The following is a 19,770-nucleotide window of genomic DNA, read 5'->3' as shown; positions in this document are numbered from 1 at the left end:
TCTGTTACCCCCTTAGTTGGATGATGCATGAACTTTATCCCACAGGAAGAGTTCTCCATTATCTTCATACCAGATAGATGCTTCTTTCTCTTTGCCGTTATTCCCACTGTAATTCAATGTTACCTTGGCTTTATTAAAATCCCAATCCCAGTCAACGGCAAGCTTCGATGCTCCCTTTGCATGAACATTAGCAGGTGCCATATCCACGTTACCATTTACACCAAGCTTGATATATCCACCGGTCAGATTGCCACCAAGATTTGCATCAGCACTTCCGTTTACCTCACAGCCAAAGCCTGAGATTCCAAGTTCTACAGAAGCAGATACATCCAGACCATCTTTATTTATCTTTGCTGCTGCCTTCGCCTTTTCTGATCCAAGCAGTGACAGATCAGCCGAGATTGTAAATTCTGGATCACTGAAATTAATCTCTACCTTACCATTTGCTTCACCGATCTCACCCCATGACTTGAACTTCTTCATCAGAGCATTATTGCCGTTAAACGAAGCAAACAGGTTGATATCTGCACCCGCAGTTCCTGCAAGTATAATGTCCTGCTTATTATATAAAGTATTATCAAGACCGGTACCGATAATATTATATGTTTTCTCCGGGATCACTGATTCGTACAGATTTAAGGCGATCGTACTCATACCCTGCAATTCTCCGCCAACCTGATTGATGTCAATGACTTTATAAACCGTTATTCCCGGATCTAATGCTGCTCCAATCGTTACTTTATCCGGCAGCCAGTAATAGGAAGAAAACGAGCCGTCAAATCCGGCAATCCGACTGTCAAAGAATCCCGGTATGGATGTTGCCAGATCAATCTTTCCACCAATCTTCCAATACTCGTAATCAGGATCCAGGGAATTTAATTTTAGTGACAATTCATTGATCCCAAAGGTTCCAAAATTAATCTTATCATCTACAGATAATGTTACTTCTCCACCAAACTGAATGCCATCCGGTGTGATCGCCATTGATAAGGATCCATCTAAGCCTCCAAAGAATTCTTTTGCTCCAAACTGCTTTAAGCTGCTCCGTTTCGTGACAGGCTCCGACTCCTTATTCGCTCCGGTTTTATGTTGAAGTGATTTCTTTGTTGAATCAATAATTTCATCCAGCCGGAATGATGAAATATCTACCTGTAACCGGTTACTGTGCAGATTTACCTCTGCAACATCGATATCCATGATAAACGGCACGGAAAGATTCAGACTGGCAATCGTCTGATCAAATGATATATCAGATCCGCTGACCGTTACATAATATCCATTTTGCCCAATTACATAATCTTTATTTCCCATAACAAGACCGGCGAAGCTGCCATTGGCCTGTTCCATCTCTGCGTAACTGACATAGAGTTTTCCATCTCCCTGAACCTTACCGGAATCACCGACCTTGATCGTCTTATTTGCCACAAGGGAAAGATCCGGATCCATGTCGTCCACAATGATCTCCATATCACCTGAGCTGTGAACAAATCCGTTAATCATGACATTTCCACTGGCCGCCAGGCGATCATCTGCTGTCTGACCAATGGCATCTGCCGTGATCGTCATATCACCAAGTCGGATCGAGGTTGTTGTTCCTGCTTTGAATACCTTAAACAGAGATTTTCCTACAACAAGACGACCATCTGTTGTCTTCACTTTGACATCATAGATACCGGCAGTCAGTTCGCCATTTAATTTGCCTGTAAGACTTGTTTTATCTGCTACCTGTATATCTGTTAATACCAGATTGCCAACCGTCACACTCGCAATATCAGAAAATCCTCCGCCATTTACAGTCAAGGTGATACCATTCTGTACATCCTTTACAGATACATTTCCCGGCGTTACCGAAGATACTCCGAGTGTATTCTCATCTACTTTCCGGATAAATCCTGCATCATCTGAATCCTCCGGTTTATTCTCTTCTTTCAAATAATAATTCTTTGTCGCTGTTGCATTATATTCTGCGATATCAACAGTAAGGAATCTAGGATCTACATCCGGATTCTTTGTTACCGTATATGATATGCTGTAATTATTTACGATATATTTCTGAAGATACAGATAGATATCCGATAGCTCCGTAGATGCAGATGCCTTTACGAATTTACCACCGGTTACTTCTGCGATTGCCTGCATATATGCGTCATCACATTCGCCAAATCCAACCGTATATACACTGATTCCAAGTTTTGCTGCTCGGTCAGTTGCAGCCTGCATATCTTCTTCCGAACCTCCGTCCTGTCCGTCAGACATCAGGATAACTGCTCTGCTGCCTTTTTCCGCTTCCAGATTATCAAGTGCAAGATTTAGACCGGCAGATATGTTGGTTCCACCACCATCTGAAATAGCTGCTATAGAGTTCTTCAGCGTTCCGCTTCTGGATGTCAACGATTGCTCCAGATATGCCTCATTATCATATGAAACAATCATCATTTTCTCTGAGGTTATATGCTCTACCGCTTCTGTTGCGGCCTGCTTTGCGTTTGCGATCGCCGCACCTTCCATACTGCCGCTCTTATCCATTACGATACCGATACTGACAGCTTCACTCTCTGCCCCGCTGTTCAGTGTAAAATCCGTGATCTCATACTGCGTATCGATCACCGTAAAATCTTCCTTTGTAAACTGATCTGCCAGTTCTTCTTTGGAGTCCTTTGTTCCATTGATATTAATGTATGCCTGAATGGATGGATATGCCGAAGTATCGATACGGCTGATATGAATGTTGATCCTATCGTATTTTAATGTGGTTGCAACGTACGAATTAAATGAACCATTTATGGTTTCTTCCGATACAGGAACAACCTGACTGCTCTGTTTATCTACCATATCGTTAACGGCAGCATTCAGCTCAGCATTATAACTGTCATCGGAGATCTGATTGTACTGTGTCACAACTTCATCAATTGCATCTTTTAATAATGATGAATCACTGATCTTAGCACTGTTATCAATGACATTATGCAGATGCTCGTTTGCCGTATCTCTGTCATCCATTGCAAGATACAATTTGGACAACTGCAGTTCGTAAAATCCCGTATCGTCTCCACGATATGGCTCCTGTACAAGAACATAATTAACTGCACGCTTGATCGGTACATAACTTGCATCCTTATAATAGGAATCCGCTTCCTCCAGCAATTCATTTATCTCATCTGCATGTGCTCCGTCATAACCTTCATCATCTATCAGCTTTTGTGCCTTCTCTTTCGCGCGCTCCGCCTTCTTCACCAGGCTCTTGATCTCATCATCCTTCATATCGAATGAGTCTTCCGTATAGTTCTGATCTCTGGTATTTCGATATACTTCTTCGACAATTACATCCGTATATATAACCGTATTCTCCGGGCTTTTAAAATTCTTGTTCAGCTCGGAGGCTATATCCTTTGCCTTATCAAAATCATTCTGATATACATAATAACCGATCTCCCGCCGGAGTACTTCTTCTGTCTCACCATATGTATGCTTCAGATCCCTGATATCATCCTCTGTAAGATCAGCAACTGCCACGCCATGGATCTTATTGTCAAGCTCATACGCTTCTTCAAACTCCCGCTGTTCTTTTCTGGTAAAATCAAGATCTTCGATATAGGCAGTCAGTGAATCCGTCAGTGTTTCATTTAATGCATTACCCGTGTCATCTGACTCCCCACTCCATGCAGTCTCCTGAACTCCATCTTCTTTTTCCAGATCAGACAGATAAGATTCATAATCTGTATATGCCTTTTCTCCTCCGGAGATCATTCCTAGTTTCCCGGAGCAATAGTCATCAAGAGCCGTCAGATATGCCTTTCCTGCCTTACTGATCCCGTTTTGTTCTGATAACTCCTGAAGTTTAAAATGGCCATTAATATAATCTCCGTTCATGACATCACATGCCACACTGAGCAGTTCTTTTTCTTCAAAAGAACCTGCAATGTCGTCAAGAAGGATTGCCGCCTGATCGATATTGCCCTCTTTCATATAACAATACGCCATATAGATATTCTGATCATTTGTATCTGCGTCCGTAAAATATGCCCGGACGCCAAGAAAGGTAGTCCCGGCAAAAGCCAGAACTACCCCTATCGTGAGCAGCCATTCCGGGACATTTCTCTTTGTCTTAAAGATGAAATGTCCGCATATATCAACGACTGTAAAAAACAGAAAGATAATTGCTATCTTCAGTAAAATATTTAATTCCAAATTTTGCCCTCCCTTAAATATCTGAATCTGATCTGTTTTAAATGAAGACCATTTTTACCGACATTCAGACGCATAACTGAAAATCTGGTATGCAGATCAAATTCTTTTTTGATAACCATGTCTTCCCCATTTGTTCCATGGAATGTGAAACTGAGGCTCGGTATATTGGTATAATACAACGTACATGGCATTTGGGCAAGTTCTGAGAGATTGGAACTTCCGATCAGTTCGATCTCATAAATTCCTTTTTTTTGTACATCAAACGGAAGTACATAATTTACACCGGCTTTCGACTCCTTGGTATCAAGTCGTAATTCATAGTCGCCATCTAATCTGACAAATTCAACCTCTGACAGATCAACATCATCCGGTTCCGCCGGACGATTGATGATCGATACCTCTGTCGGGCAGCCCATTGCTCTGCGCATTGCTTCTGTATCAAGTACAAAGCCACAGATGTTCGCTGCATTTCTCTGAAGCTCCGCGCGCTTCAGCCGTCCATCTACGAGTGCTGCGACTGTATTGTCTCCGCTGGCATTTGTTGATCCATCCGGACATACCATATAGATATCATTCTGCGCACGTGCCATTGCCGCAAAATTAATCTTATCCGGCTCCTGTCCACGCTCATTGATGGATGCCCACCAGTCAGTCATGACGATACCTTTAAATCCCCATTCTTCTCTGAGGATTGTCGTACAGAGATCATAATTTCCGGCTGTCCATACTCCGTTTACCGGTCCGTATGTCGTCATGATCGCATCGCAGACACCACTTTTTACGATCATCTCAAAGCCTTTCAGATAGATCTCCCGAAGTGCACGTTCTGATACAACAGGATCTGCAAAATGTCGTCTCATCTCCTGATTATTTGCACAGAAATGCTTCGCTGCCCCTGTTACACCTGCTGCATGCAGACCTTCTAACACCGCACCGGCAAAGCATCCTGTCACATATGGGTCTTCCGAGAAATATTCAAAGTTTCTTCCATTTAACGGATGACGGTGAATATTCATACCGGGTCCCAGTAAACAGTCAACCCTCTGTGAGATCATCTCATAACCGGTACAGGTGTAAAGCTCTTTTACAAGCTCTGTATTAAATGTACATCCGATGATCGTTCCGTTTGGCAGACTGAATGCTTTCACGCCACAGTCTAACCGCATACCGGACGGTCCATCACTGCAACATACCGAAGGGATTCCATGACGTTTGATCAGTGACTTGGATACACCGCCAAATGCTGCTGCCGTTCCCGGTGTTACAAGTGAACTTCCCATGCCTTCTCCTCGAATGATACAAGTAAGGTCATCGTCTGTCAATTCTGAAATAAATTTATCCATTCCGATCGAACCATCTGCCACATCGGATAATGTATGAGTACCCATCGTCTGACGGATCTCCTGTGGAAGATGATCCTGTCTTCTTTGCTTCTCGTTTGATGCATGCTGTGGTGCTGCTTCCATCATGACCTGATATCCGTTCTCTGTCTCTGCTGCCTTCATTCTGTCAAATGCTTCTACCGGAGCAAGTGCAGAGCAAAGCTGTTCGATCACAAGATCATCTGCAAGCTCAAACGCGCCTGCACATTCTGCACTTCTGACATTTTCGCCGGCAAATACATGATATGTGCCTGCTTCTAATACAAATGCATAAGCATGTCCTGTAATACCGGAGTCGTCATAGGAAGCAAAGCGGCTGTATGGAACGGTAATATCCAGTTCTTCTGATTCACCCGGTGCAAGCTCCTTCGTCTTTGCAAATCCGACAAGAACCTTATCTGCTTTTCCAAGCTTACCCTGCGGAGCTTCCACATAGACCTGAACAACATCTTTTCCTTTCTTTAAACCGACATTTGAAACAGTTACATGAAGTGTAAACTGCTGTTTCTCCGGCTCATTTGCAAATACAACGACTGCCTTTTCAAATGTTGTGTAGGACAGACCATATCCAAATGGATATCTGACGCTGTCCTTTGCGAAAGTCTCAAAATAACGATATCCGACATAGATATCTTCACTGTAATAATTCTTATCCGGATCACCAAAATATGGTGTAGAAGGATAATCAGCAACTTTATATGCGATCGTGTCTGTCAGATGACCGGATGGTGAAACAGCTCCTGTTAATACATCTGCCGTTCCAAGTCCACCGACCATGCCGCCCTGCCATACATACATAACGGCTTCCGGCTGGTAACGGTCTATAAAACTCATATCGAGCAGGCCGCCGACATTTAATAAAACTATCATCTTATCAAAGTTCTTTCTTACTTTTGTGAGCAGATCTTCTTCCACATCTGTAAGCTGATAAGAGCCCTTTGTATCACTTGCATCCTTATCCTCGCCTGCTGTACGTCCGATGATCACGATAGCTGTCTCTGATCGCTTGCCGGCTGCTTCCACAACCTCATCGGTCAGCTCCATTTCTTCCTGACACCACGGTTCATTTCCCCAGCCTTCGCCTTCATTAAATGGATGTGTCTTTTCCCAGTCCTGATAGATCCTGATCAGCTCCTCATCCAAGATGACCTGACCACTCTCACGAAGACCATCTACGATTCCATAGACCTTTGATACATTTACCATTCCTCCTGAACCGGTTCCGCTCTTATAATAGTGGTTCTGGATTCTTCCAAATACTGCCACCTTCTCATCTTTTACAAGCGGAAGTGCCTGATCTTTATTCTCAAGCAGAACACAACCTTCTGCTACTGTCTGTTTTGCAAGTGCTACATACTGATTCCAATCCAATACTACCTGATTCTTCATATCCATCATACTCCTTTTCCTGATTTTATCCGTTTGTTTTATCTCATTTATATAGTTACGTCCTTGTTTAATTTATAAATATAATAATATTTTTTTATTTATAGAAATATAATAAAAACGATATTTTTATCATTTTTTCGACTATTTTAAAATCAAAAAAACTGCTGTTTGAATTATTCAAACAACAGTCTTTTCCCATATTTTATTTGATTCATTCTTACAATATTAAATGATTTTATTAATCTGTTCTTTCAGCAGTTCTATATCATCGCAATATCCAATTATTTTCTTAAGAATCTCTACATCATTATTCTTCATAAAGAACCACCCCCTCATTTTGAATATTGTCTAAAAATATCTTGTCTTTTATACCCGTCGTAACGACATCAACATGACACTGTAATTCATCTTCTAAATCATACACGAACGCCATGTACTTTATTAAACTCGTCATCTTTCCTTTATCCACATAAAGATCTACATCACTGTCATCATTTGCTTCTCCTCTTGCATAAGAACCAAACAAACACATACGAGATATGCCATGTTTTTTTGCAATTGGTATTGTTTTATCTTTGATTTCTTCAATTGTATAACACATCATACATACCTCCCTCTCAAAATATGCAAGCAAGTAATTTTATGTTTATTATACCACAAGAATCCCGCCCGGCATACACCAAACGGGATTCTTATATTTTTCTGTATGACTGACACTTACTGTTTATTCTTTCTGCTCTTTGCGAACACACAGCCAGCTCCAACAAAGCATGCGCAGCTTGCAAGAACTGCTACATAAACGATCGGGGTTGTATCACCTGTTTTTACGAGCTTAGAATCTTTACCGGTCTTATCTTCGGTTGTACCTGTATCTTTAGTAGTCTCTGAAGATATTGTTGATTCTGTATCTTCCATCTCACCGGTATGTTCCTCGGTGGTATCTTCATCACTGTCTGAATCTGTATCCTCCGTGGTTGCTTTCTGAGTTGTCTCGGTTGTAGCATCCTCGGTCGTAACTTTTTCTGTCGTTTCTTCTTCAGTCGTCACATTCTCCGTTGTCGTCTCCTGTATAACCGGTATAGCGGCTGTCTCTACCTTTCCACAAACAGTACATTCATGCTTCTTTATTCCTGTAGCAGATGTTGTGGCTGCTGTTACAACCTGCCATGCGCCATACTGATGACCCTTTGCCGCAACTACTGTATCAAGAAGTGTGATTTCCTGTTCACCGTCTGCATCACGGAAATATTTGCCGCATTCATCGCAGTACCAGTATGCGATATTTCCTTCATCCAGACAGGTGGCTTCTCCGGCAGATACTGCCTTCATATTATGTACATGCTTCTTATTGATTGCAAATGAATCAACCACGCTCATATCACTGGTTCTATATGTTGTTACCTTAAACTGGCTGTCTGACACATCTACTCTTGAAATGTTTGGAACATTTTCCTGATTCATCACTCTGGAATATGGGAAGCTTGCATTCTTGATCGTGTAGAACTTGGAACCAGATGCAGAGTTTAATGTCACATATAAGATTCCTGTTGGATTTGTGATCGATGAATAATCGGCATCATTATAGATCGATGCATCTGTCATCGGATCAAGTCCATCCATCATGTAGGTTCTGCAATATACATGGTCATGTCCCATAAGAACCACATCGATATCAAGATCCTTGAATACCGGAACCAGTTCCTCTCGTCTTGTCAATATGCCGCTCTCCAAAGAATGGCTTGCTACGGAATAAATGGAGTGATGGAATACAACCACCTTCCATGTAATATCCTGACCTGCAGTTGCCTGCATTGCCTGTTCCATAAATGCCTTATGCTCGGCTGTCGATGTATTGTTACTGTTCAGTGCAAGGAACAGTACATGATTGTATACGAAATAATAGTCTCCGCCTGCTGCAGTCGTTCCATAGCTGCTTTCATTCGGATTGTTAAAATGCTGATCGTACGCCGCAGAACCGGAATCATGGTTACCTACCACTGTTGCGGTTGGAAGATCAAGTAAAGTATCATGCTCCAGATATCCGTCGTACTGATCTTCATTTGATGCTGTATTTACCTGATCACCTGCTGATAACAGGAAGTCCACACCGTCAAATGCACTGTTGCCGGAAATCAGCTTTAGCGTCTTCTCCCATCCGTCTGTATCGTTTACAGAACTTCCGCTTGCACCGATCTGTGGATCACCTGCTGCTGCAAATGAGAATGCGCCTGTTCCACCGGTTGTAAAGGAACGGATCTCTGACTTTGTCTCTCCATTTACCAACTGATAAGCATATGTCGTATCAGCTGACAGTCCGGTTGCTGTCGTCTGATAGTTGTAGTAACCGGATTTGTTGGATGCAGTTTCATTTGCCGTGAAGCTCTTTGCATCTGCCGGCATCTCGTTCCCACTGACTTCTGAATTCTTAGCAACCAGAAGTGTGCCTGTTCCATCAACATCTGCATACCAGGTTACATTGATCTCAGACGCATCCTTACCAACCGTCCATGAGATATTCTTCTGTGTATATACCGGTACGGATACTGTCGTCTCAAATGTAAGAGTCGGCATATCAAAATAAATATCCGAGCTGGATGAGCGTCCCTGATGAAGCTCTACTGCTATAACATTTTTTCCATCCTTCACTGCCGCAAGTGCTGCCGGATCACTGGTACTGATCGTTCCGGTCTTTGGATCGCCGGCATTGGAACCGCCATACTGAAGATTGCCTGTTATGCTGTCATCATCAAAGCCTGCAATCTTCACACCATTTACATATACGGTTGCTGCATCATCATAGATCACACTTCCTGATATCTTCGTTACCTTAGAAGCATCCGGTATCGTTACATCCGTACGGAAGAAAAACGCTTCAATATCGGTTGTTCCATCTGCCTTGTACTGTGTTAATAATGTCTTTGGTGTACATCCGCCACCCAGATCATTGATTTTTCCTTTCTTTGCTCCAAAAGGACCTGTCGCTGTCTTCCATGCAGATATGTCATAGTCATCCTTGGTCCAGCTTGTCCGGTCATAGCCTGCTGCTATGCTGTCGCCTGCCGGGTCGCTTCCATCATCCAGATAACTCCATGTTACATTTCCATCCATTGTTACATCATTCTCTGCTGCCCTTGTCTGAAAAAGGGGCTGTGCCATCGTTGCTACCAACAATAATGACAAAAGTGCAGAAAGTCTTCCTGTTGTCTTACGTCTGTGTTTTTTCATTCATTTTCCTCTTTTCATCTTTTCATTTTATCTATGTGAAATGCGCATTGCTGCGCAGATTCCTGTCGTTATCGGTACGGTAAGGATCACTCCGATCGTTGCACACAATCCCTGTGCAAGCTCGATCGCCAGGTAGTCCGATGATATGAACTGTGTCCGGCTCACTCCATAGGCGGTTAATACCAGCATCGTATTGAGTGCCGTTCCCGCAAATGCAAGGATCAGCGTATTGCTCATGGTTCCGATCATATCTTTTCCGATATTAAATCCCGACTTCATAACCTGTCGAGCGGTTACCGAAGGATCTACAGCGACCAGTTCCATAAGCGCTGCCGTAAGGGAAACTGCCACATCCATAACGGCTCCAAGGGAAGATACCAGAACGCCTGCGATCAGAAGTGATCGAACCGAAAGTCCTGTCGCTCCCTGAATGACCAGTAGTTCTTCCGCATTGTCACTGTTAAATCCTGTAAGATGTAAGGTTTTTGAACTTATGTAAAAAATAATTCCTGTTACTGCAACTCCAAGTACAGTAGCAAGTGCGGATACAGCCGTCCGTCTGCTGCAGCCATTTAACAACAACAGGCTGACTGCTGTTCCTGTTAATATGGTCAGGATTGAGACAATTACAGGAGGAAATCCGTGGTAGATCGCCTGAACCATAAACAGTACTACCAGAAGAAGTGTAAAAACGACACCGGCTAATGCCCGTAAGCCTTTTCCTTTTCCCACAAACAACATTACCGTGGCAAATACCACCACAAGGATGCCAAGTGGCAGGCACCTGTCATAATTGAATACTGTGTAGTAGGGAGCTACTCCCTCCGGCATATCTGCACATACGATTATTTTCTGATTAGCGTTTACATAGATGTTATGTGTCTGCGACAAATAATTATCAATCGATACTTTGTCGCCTTTCTGATCTCCTTCCAGAATCAGAACTGTAAGCTCCTGTTCCCCAAGATATCTGGAATGATCATATGGATCTGTCTCCAGCCGCTCATTATCGACAGATACTACCCGCCCTCTTACGAATGTCCTGCTGTCGTTGTTGTACATTGTATAGCTGTTGATCCGATCCCAATCAAATGAACCTGCCGCCAGAAGAAAGGCTGCTCCGATCAGGAAAACCGCGATATATACTGCATTTCTTCTCACAAATAAAACAAGATGCTCACCTGTTTTTTCATCCGTTTCCCTTATCGTTTTGTCTTTTTTCTCTGTCTCTTTCATTTCCGGCTGCCTGCTCCTTATACATATGAGGCGAACCTGCCTGCTCCTTGAGGTGGTCTCACTTCATTTCTGTATTTATTATAGATATGCCTGCATGTGCCTGCTATCACACTTCCGTAAAGATTGCAAGGAGCATATATTTCTTTTGTAAAATTCACGAAAAAACAGGCAGTCCCGTTATAAGACTGCCTGTTGGTTATATTTGTGTTGTCTTTGAAAAATAAAGGCAATTAAAAATAGATAACCATGTTCCAGGTTATCTACTCTTAATGTCTGATTTATTCATTTTTAGAATCTGTAATTGATCAAACATACAATTTCCAGTTTTTTAACTGTAACAAACTATCGTAATACATTCGATCTTGAATAAATGTAAAACAGCTCTTGTGTATATTTATAGCCTTCTTCCATCTGCTCAAAAGAACTATCAAATTCTTCAAAGCCACTCTCATCCATCTCATGTGCAGGGCTTTCAACATATTTCCACATTTTTCCCTCAAGAGCATCCTCGTCAAGAACTTTTACCATAAGAGCAACCGGGTATACATCTTTGTCTATACACACATTATATCGCTTACAATTTTTAAATCCATAACAAGCATAATTTTCTGGATTCCCCCAAATCGCTATCGTGTCAAAGCCCAGCTTTCTTGCTGCCTCCAATGAATGTTCAAGAAGCTTTCTTCCATAGCCCTTTCTTTGATAGTCGGGATGAATTGTAAATGGGCCGAAAGATAAGATTTCTTTTTCTGTTCCATCCATAGCAACCAGCTTTGCCTTCACATAAATAATAGAACCAATTATTTTCCCATCCTCTTCTAATACAAAATCTAATTCCGGAATAAAATCTTCACTATTTCGAACCAAATGGGCAAAATAATGTTCATTGCATCCCGGCACAGACAAGTTCCAAAATATCTCCTTTATCATTTCCTCTACAACTCTATAATCATCTGTTTTTTCATTTCTTATAATCATTTCACGTTCTCTCCTTATATTGCAATTTTCTCCAAACTCAAAAAGGCATCCGTTAACCAAATGACAGATGCCCATGTTTTAATTTAACTACTTAAGATATCCCTCTCCACCCATTAGCATTGTCATTTTCTCAATCCTTTCAAGCGGAAATGGTGGATGGCCAATAGGTTTCATTGCAATTGACATTAGCTTCATTGGATTATCATCTGCCGCAACTCTGTTAGAACTCAATGCTCCGCACATCTTACATCGGTGAATAATAGCCCATTCGCCCTTATTTTTACCCATACTGATACTGGTTCCATATGACCACCGCAATCGGACTCTCGGTCTCCTGGTTCAACATCAACATGTAGACTGTACAGACAATTCGGGCAATGATTTCTATGGTCACTTCCTGCCCCTTCTGGAGCTACAGTTCTTCCACAATTTTTACAAACAAACGTTTCGTTACAGGGATGCGTCTTATAATATCCCTTTTCGTATTGCTTGCGCTTGTTTTCTCTATTCATTGTTGAATCCTCCATCTTGATTTTTTGAGGATTCATATTCACGTATTATTCCTTGAATTCTTTTTTCTGAAAGAAAAAACATTTTGCCAAGTTCTGCGATAGTTTCACCCGAATTGAATCTACTTACTATCTCCTTGTTTCGCTTTGCAAGCCTGTTTTTGGCACCGTTCTTTTCACCCCAGCCCATTGCTTTCTCACTCCTGCGCGGGATATATAAAACTTTGCCATCAACATATTTTTGAATTTCTCTAATCAAGTCTTCTGGCAAGACTTCATCTGCATTAACATAGCTCATATGCGTCCTCCTAATTGTCACCTTAGGATGCAATGGCTATAGCATTTAATTTTTTTTGCAATAGCCACTGCTATCGCACAATTACCTTATAATTCTTCATAAAACTCTCTTTGAACCTTTCTGGTTGTATTTTGTTCAGAATACCATACGCAAACTATAACAACAACCTCTAATTCGATTTAAATCGAAATCAATTTCTCAATATAACATGTTAATAAAATTCTAATGGAACAAAATTGCTGCACGACGGCCTGCCAAGGCTGTCTTTCTTATCATTTTTCTAAAACAAATCGTGCTACTTTAACATTTCCATCCATTTCCATAGACACTATATTAAATCCACATTTTTCTGTATAAAACTTTACATTTTTCTTTTTATCTATGGGTGTAACTAAGGTAATTTTATCCCAATCCCTATAGTGTGATGTTACAAATCTAATTGCTTGCGTTCCAATTCCTTTTCCTTGAAACTCTGGGACAACACACAAACACCCAACTTCATATATTCGCATTTCCACTTTTTTACAAGAAACACAACCGACCGGTTCACCATTATATAAAATAATAAATTTTGGATATTCTATTATAGATTTTTCCATCATCTCTTTAGTCTTTCCATACGCCGGACATTCACCATATTTAATATAATCACTATAAAATGCAAAATTATAAATATCTATTAGCAATTCTGCATCCGTAATATCTGCTTTTCTATATTCAATCTTCATAAACAATACCTCTCCAAATTCCGATTTTTCTTTCCCGTATTAATTGCTATATGTTTTCACTTGAATAATTAAGCATTTTTCCAAACAAAAATTTAAGAAATCTTATACATATCATTCTTGTAGAACATTATTAAATCGCTTTTTTCAGAATTTCTTAGAACGACAAGGACATTAAACACATCTGGGAATGGCGAAATCATCCCCATACATGCCATGCCAAAATTCAATCCATTTAATACTCTAAATTCAGCAGGACTAATTACAAATAATATAAATGGAACTAACCCAAGAACAAATGGCAACAGGCACATCAATATAAACCGATCTCGCCTCAATGGATATGATGCTAATGCAACAAATGTTGCCTTTCCTTTTATTCTGCCTATTGTTACATCTGCTTCCTTAGGATAAACAATTCCATGTAACCACTCATGAATTATTAACAGTAAAAAACCGAAAGCAAATCCGACCAGAATAAATATTGGCGAGATTACAACGGTCTTGCATATTATCGTTTTACAAAGCATAGCAATAAAAAGGATAACACATAAAATTACAGCAATTGGCACTGCTTTTTTCATCAGTTCACCAACACTCTGCGGTGTTTCTATCTTTACTGCACCATCCAGCAAATTTCCTGTTTGATATTTATTTATATCGTTTATTGACCACACAATTTTTATCATATTAAATCCCTTTATTCATTACCTCCTGAACTTTTATCAGAAAAGCCGCTAGAAGTTTTCTTCTCCATCACATAGTTTTTAAGTGTAATTCCCATCCCCTGATAATTTATATGGACATACAGCCTAGCCAGACAGCCAGATTGATCAATGTCTCCAAATCCAACAACCTCATCATCCTCCACTGCAACCACTGTTTTATGATTTAAAAAAGAGTGGTTCCATTCTTGTAAATCTACGCTACCGGTTGCCCATGCATTTAACTGTTCTTCTGTATAATCCTTTACATTTATGCTATGTACCGTATTGTAGAACAATTGCGCCATCTGCTCACAGTCAGTTGACTTGTATTCTCTAAGTTCCATCTTTTATCCTCATAAACTGGAATTGAGATTTCATGTATTCCAAGGGATTTAATAATTGTTATATTTTATTATCAAATATCTCTGAATCCCTTGAAAACACTAAGTTTGTCGCAGGTGATCTTTCCCTTAGACTTTCCCTTATGTTATATCTTCCCATATGGATTTATGAACCCTGATAAGGGAAAATACAAGGAAAAGAAAATCCTCTAAAACAGTATAACACAAAATAAAAACGACATGGTGAACTGATTGAAATGCTTCTGATTTTTGTAACAAATGATTGATTGAATGATAAGGAGATTTGATACGATGAGAACAATATTTGCAGAATACAATCCACAACGCAACAGCATTGATGTTTATACTTCTGCTGGCTATATGCTCCGCATTGACTGCTGGGAAGCAGAAAAGAATTTAAAAACAACACCCAGATTAGATTGTGCATTAAATGCACTTGCTATTGATGAACCACTTGAATATGCAAGACTATACCTTGATGGAACTATGCAGATGTGGGTTGATGCCGAAGATTCATTTTATTTATGATGATTATACTGTCACTCCTAGTGTCTCCAGAGAGTGACAGTTTCATTGTCATTTTGAGCTCGTCTTTTTTAAGACAAGCCTCGTATATTTATTTGTAAGCTGCGTTCGCTTCTTCTTGAGTGATTTTCCCAGTTTTAACAGCATCAGAAATTGCTTCGTCTAATTTAGTATAAACAGTAGTTGTCACAACTCCGAAGCCGCTGACGAACAGCAGAGCGATCCACAGCCACTCATACTGTTGTCGCCGGTCTGCGGATTCTGAACATCATCCGAAGGCTTGGTGGTATCGTCAGACTTGGTAGGAGCGGCAGGTTTGGTTGCCTTCTGACCTTCTTCGATAGTCTGAGTCGTTACTGCAGAGCCACCGGCAGAATCAAAGGTTACGGTATAGTTTTTATTTCTTTGTTGTAACAGTCTTAGCTTTTGACCAGCCTGAATAAATCCTTATGGATTTGCCGTTAATCTTAACTGTCTTATAGGTGCGAACTCTTACATAATACTTTTTCTTGCCCGAAAGCTTTGAAATTTTCTTTGATACTGTTGTATTCTTGCCTACTGTTACGGTCTTAGCCTTGCTGAATTTACTTGAGGCACTGTACTGTACCTGATAGCCTGTTGTCTGTGTAGCCTGCTTCTTCCACTTTACTGTAAACTTCTTTGAACCTGCTTTAAGTGAGGAAATACTTGTTGCCTTTGGCTTGATTGTGAAATAAAGCGTCTTTGTTCCGCTGTATTTACCCTTAAAGGTAATCTTTACTGCGTACTTGCCAACATACTTTCTGCCTTTTGCATAAGACACAGTATAGTCAGTATTCTTAACAAGTGTCTTTCCTGTTCTGTCCTTAACAATAACCTTAGGTGTTCTAACCTTTCCATTATATGTTAATGATGTTGCTTTAAGCTTTATGCTTGATGCCTTTGGAATTACTGTCGTTGAAAGAGTTTTCTTACATACCGAACAGTAATTTACTATCTTGCCGTTTGCTGTTGGGGTTGCCTTTGTTACGGTTTGCTTTGTGGTGTGGGCAATCTTAGCAATATTGCCCCAAGATGCAAGGTCGGTTATTTCCTTTGTACCGAGTACATCTTCATAGAACTTGCCACAACCTTCGCACTTGTAGTATGCTTCCTTACCGCCATCTGTGCAGGTGGCAGCTTTCGCAGCAACCAAAGTCAGATTGTGAGTGTGCGGTACAGTTTTGTAATATCCGCAGGTGTCGCAAACATTGTCAGAACCGTAATCGTGAGCCGCTTCGTCCTTTTTGTCGTGGCAACGAGAACATTCATGCCAGTGGTTAGTATCATCAGACTTCCATTCTTTGCCTGCGGTATGTCCGGGAGCCGGAATCTTCACACTGGTTTTATCGGTAATTTCTACCGATCCTGTTGCATCTGCGAACCACTTGTCACAGCCATCGCAGGTGTAGTATGCGGAATTGCCCGCAGTAGTGCAGGTGGCAGCTTTCGCAGCAACCAAAGTCAGATTGTGAGTGTGTTCTTCGTTTTTATTTTTGTAATAATATGTAACAACCGTTCCGTCCGAAACAATAGGCTTATTCAAGCCGTCAACCTTTATAAATTCATAATCATAAAGTGTTTTTGCCGGTGTTAAATCAAGCTTTGTGCCGTATGGCACGGTAAATGTTCCGCCGGCAGTGTTTGGAATTTCAGAGCCGTCCTCAAATTTATACTGAATTGAAACGGTTGTGTAGCGCTGTGTTTCCGTATTGTCGTCTGCAAGCACATTTCCGTTTTCATCGAGCACCTGAAATGCCACGGTATCGCCGCTCTTAAGCTGTGCATCAGACGGAATTTGATAAATAAGCGAGCAACTCTTTAAGCCTGAATTAAAGTCGCTTTTGATGTGATCCAAAGCACCGAGCGGCCAGAAATTTGCCTTATCATTCCAAACAGGAATGTCAAAGGTTTGTACTGTTTGAAGCGGATTCCCCGATGAATCGGTCGCAACGCTTCCGTCGGAGTGCTTAATCCACATTTTGAATTTTAATTGTCGTGCATTTTTATCTGAAATGTTTTGAATAACAGTTCTAAGCTCGATTTTTTTACCGTTCATATTAGTATTAAATCTGCTTTTGCTGTTGCCGCTCAAAAGTCGGTCATTGCGATTATATGTGTAATTATAATATGAACTTGTTTCAAGGTCGGTAAAATCAGACGGCTTTGAATAAGCGCCCGTATATTCCTTAACCTCGGGAGTTGCAACATAAAGGTCTACATCCTTAACAAGCTGAGACATTCGCTTGAAGCCCTGCAAACGGCAAACCTCACAGAATTGATAGTTTGTGTCTCTCATTATGCACTCATAACTTGAAACAAGCATTTTTGAGCCGTAAGCATTGCGGCAGGTATATGTGTTTCTAAAACCTAAAAGCTGTCGCCATTTTATCTTTTCCGGGTCTTCAACCGAGGAAAGATTGAGTGATTTAAGTTCCTTATCGTCAAGCAAATATCCGTTACTGTATTCATCACCGAGACCGAGCAAACCGTGTCCAAACTCGTGTGCAAAAGTTTTTGACGCACGATAACTGTCTGATGGCGAAATGAAATAATGGAAGCCGTATTCACGGTTATTATAAGCACCGCCGAAATCTGATTTTGTGTTTACAACCATAGCGAACTGAGCAATATAATCGTGAACATAATAATAAGGCTCATATTCCGAACCGGACGGAATTGTGTTTGGATCACACTTTTTTTTGATATGAGCATCGTGAATTTTCTCGATAAATTCAGGACCGATACATCTCTCAAAAATATGATTTTTCCACTGACTTCCGTGGAGATTATTAGAAATAACAGGCGAATTATATTTGTCGACTATAACATCAAAGAAGGTGCTTCCACCATTGTCAAAAGTCGATTCGGAAGCTGTGCAAAGAGCGTAAACATTGAATCTGTCGGCATAACTGCGATACGGTTCATATTTCATAGCGTCCTGCCAAAGTCGTTTGACATCATTGATGAATTTGCCCTGCTGACTTTTTGTGTATCCCTCGCCGCAAACGACAACAACCATATTTTCCGTGTCGCTGCGTGTTTTTTGGATGGTATAAACAGGGATGGTAGGATTAGAATATTTTCCGTCATTTGAATACCACGGGCCGAGGGTGAGCTGAATGCTTTGCTCGGTGCTGACATTCCAATCGGGATTTGCGTCCTCGGCAGGTTCCGAAATTGTATAATCATCCTCTTGCTTATTTGGAGCAGAGCCGATATAAGGACTGCTTTGTGAGCCGCTGCCGGAAGTTGTAACAAAATATTCGGAATCGAGATAAAATGCAGGTCTTACGCCCAAATCGGAATACCACGGAGCATAACGACCGACCTGACCCGATGAACTGATATAACGCATATCGTGATTGCAATCGGTAACAGGAGTGCGAAGCCAATAAGGCCAAGCCATACCGTCATTATTATACGCAACATAATAACCTTTGAGATTTTTCCACACGGCATTAGCCTGCTTTACATCAAGAAGAAAAACCTTTTCGGTTGTAGTTTCAAAATATGAACTGTCGTAGTTTGCCACCGCTTCCGAAATATCGGTGTAGTATAACAAATCCGAATTTGCGTCTCCATCAACTATGCCCTTGTTGTATTCGGGATGAGAAACGAGAGAACGCTGGGTAACGGTTTTCATTGCCGCAATTTCAGATTTTGAAAAAGCGTTGAGAAAACCCGCTTTTTCGTTGTACGCTCCCACACCGCTTACATATCCGTCTTTCGGAGGGTTGCCGCAAAGCCAATCGACTTTGCCTTCAGCTGCGGTCGAATTTAACCAAGAACGCATATTGCTGTCTTTCCAATAGTTAGAACCGTAATCATCACGCTTATAGCTTCTGCTGTGTGATTTTGAATTGCTGTTGTCATTTGTTTTGGCATCATATGCAAGGGTGTCAACAATTTTGTCTGCAAGCATAAGCGGTCCGTTATTGTCAATGCTTACACATCGCCAAAGAATTGAGGCATTGTTATACGCGCCCATTTTAACATAGTCGCCAACTTTAATATCGGGCTTTGATGCCGCCTGAATGGTCATCGGCAAAACGGAGATTGCCATGCACAATGCCAAGAATATTGCGGTTATTTTTTTCGTCATTAAGGAACCTCCTTTATAAGCTACATATTTGCTTTTATTATATTGTAAGGTGTTATATGCGTCAATGAAAATCCACCTTATTCCGTGAAACTTACCATAGTGTTACATCCCTTTTTTTCAGCA

13 protein-coding genes and 1 pseudogene are annotated in these 19,770 nt (G+C 41.0%); 1 reads left to right on the top strand and 13 read right to left on the bottom strand.

Annotation, left to right across the window (positions count from 1 at the left end):
• Positions 1-12: 12 nt before the first annotated feature.
• From LK416_02055 to LK416_02005, 11 genes and pseudogenes are all read right to left on the bottom strand, one after another.
• Positions 13-4,188, bottom strand: a complete 4,176-nt coding sequence (locus LK416_02055) for a VWA domain-containing protein (protein ID UEA74988.1) — start codon at positions 4,186-4,188, stop codon at positions 13-15.
• Positions 4,179-6,959, bottom strand: a complete 2,781-nt coding sequence (locus tag LK416_02050) for a glycoside hydrolase family 3 C-terminal domain-containing protein (protein UEA74987.1) — start codon at positions 6,957-6,959, stop codon at positions 4,179-4,181. Before LK416_02050 ends, LK416_02055 begins: the two co-directional genes overlap by 10 nt.
• Positions 6,960-7,266: 307 nt before the next feature.
• Entirely contained in the window at positions 7,267-7,563 is a 297-nt protein-coding gene (locus tag LK416_02045; GenBank protein UEA74986.1) for a nucleotidyltransferase domain-containing protein, read from the bottom strand.
• Positions 7,564-7,676: 113 nt separating this feature from the next.
• Complete coding sequence (locus LK416_02040) at positions 7,677-10,184, bottom strand: metallophosphoesterase (GenBank protein ID UEA74985.1); 2,508 nt, start codon at positions 10,182-10,184, stop codon at positions 7,677-7,679.
• Positions 10,185-10,211: 27 nt separating this feature from the next.
• A complete protein-coding gene (locus LK416_02035) occupies positions 10,212-11,420 on the bottom strand; it encodes a YibE/F family protein (protein UEA74984.1) in 1,209 nt (402 codons plus the stop codon).
• A gap of 342 nt (positions 11,421-11,762) precedes the next feature.
• A complete protein-coding gene (locus tag LK416_02030) occupies positions 11,763-12,398 on the bottom strand; it encodes an N-acetyltransferase (protein UEA75853.1) in 636 nt (211 codons plus the stop codon).
• Positions 12,399-12,485: 87 nt separating this feature from the next.
• A pseudogene (locus tag LK416_02025) lies at positions 12,486-12,910 on the bottom strand (RNHCP domain-containing protein).
• Positions 12,903-13,205: a hypothetical protein gene (locus tag LK416_02020; GenBank protein UEA74983.1), complete on the bottom strand. Its 303-nt coding sequence runs from the start codon at positions 13,203-13,205 to the stop codon at positions 12,903-12,905. The pseudogene LK416_02025 and the gene LK416_02020 overlap by 8 nt, the downstream one beginning before the upstream one ends.
• A 272-nt stretch (positions 13,206-13,477) precedes the next feature.
• Complete coding sequence (locus LK416_02015) at positions 13,478-13,933, bottom strand: GNAT family N-acetyltransferase (GenBank protein UEA74982.1); 456 nt, start codon at positions 13,931-13,933, stop codon at positions 13,478-13,480.
• A 92-nt stretch (positions 13,934-14,025) separates the two neighbouring features.
• Entirely contained in the window at positions 14,026-14,619 is a 594-nt protein-coding gene (locus tag LK416_02010) for a DUF3267 domain-containing protein (GenBank protein UEA74981.1), read from the bottom strand.
• An 11-nt stretch (positions 14,620-14,630) separates the two neighbouring features.
• Positions 14,631-14,981, bottom strand: coding sequence for a GNAT family N-acetyltransferase (locus LK416_02005; GenBank protein UEA74980.1), 351 nt, complete (start codon positions 14,979-14,981; stop codon positions 14,631-14,633).
• Between the two features lie 309 nt (positions 14,982-15,290).
• Here LK416_02005 and LK416_02000 point away from each other — a divergent pair, with 309 nt between their 5' ends.
• Positions 15,291-15,527 carry a DUF6061 family protein gene (locus LK416_02000; protein UEA74979.1) on the top strand — a complete coding sequence of 79 codons (237 nt, stop codon included), beginning with the start codon at positions 15,291-15,293 and terminating at the stop codon, positions 15,525-15,527.
• A 183-nt stretch (positions 15,528-15,710) separates the two neighbouring features.
• Here the strand turns inward: LK416_02000 and LK416_01995 are convergent, their stop codons facing one another.
• Both LK416_01995 and LK416_01990 read right to left on the bottom strand, forming a co-directional pair.
• Positions 15,711-15,941 carry an InlB B-repeat-containing protein gene (locus LK416_01995; protein UEA75852.1) on the bottom strand — a complete coding sequence of 77 codons (231 nt, stop codon included), beginning with the start codon at positions 15,939-15,941 and terminating at the stop codon, positions 15,711-15,713.
• Positions 15,922-19,647 carry a M64 family metallo-endopeptidase gene (locus LK416_01990; protein ID UEA74978.1) on the bottom strand — a complete coding sequence of 1,242 codons (3,726 nt, stop codon included), beginning with the start codon at positions 19,645-19,647 and terminating at the stop codon, positions 15,922-15,924. Before LK416_01990 ends, LK416_01995 begins: the two co-directional genes overlap by 20 nt.
• Between the last annotated feature and the right edge of the window lie 123 nt (positions 19,648-19,770).

It is taken from the genome of Lachnospiraceae bacterium GAM79 (assembly GCA_020735665.1).
In the GTDB taxonomy this organism is placed as follows: Bacteria; Bacillota; Clostridia; order Lachnospirales; family Lachnospiraceae; genus Coprococcus.
The sequence above is the reverse complement of the archived record's forward strand: the minus strand, read 5'-3'. Positions and strand labels throughout refer to the sequence as shown.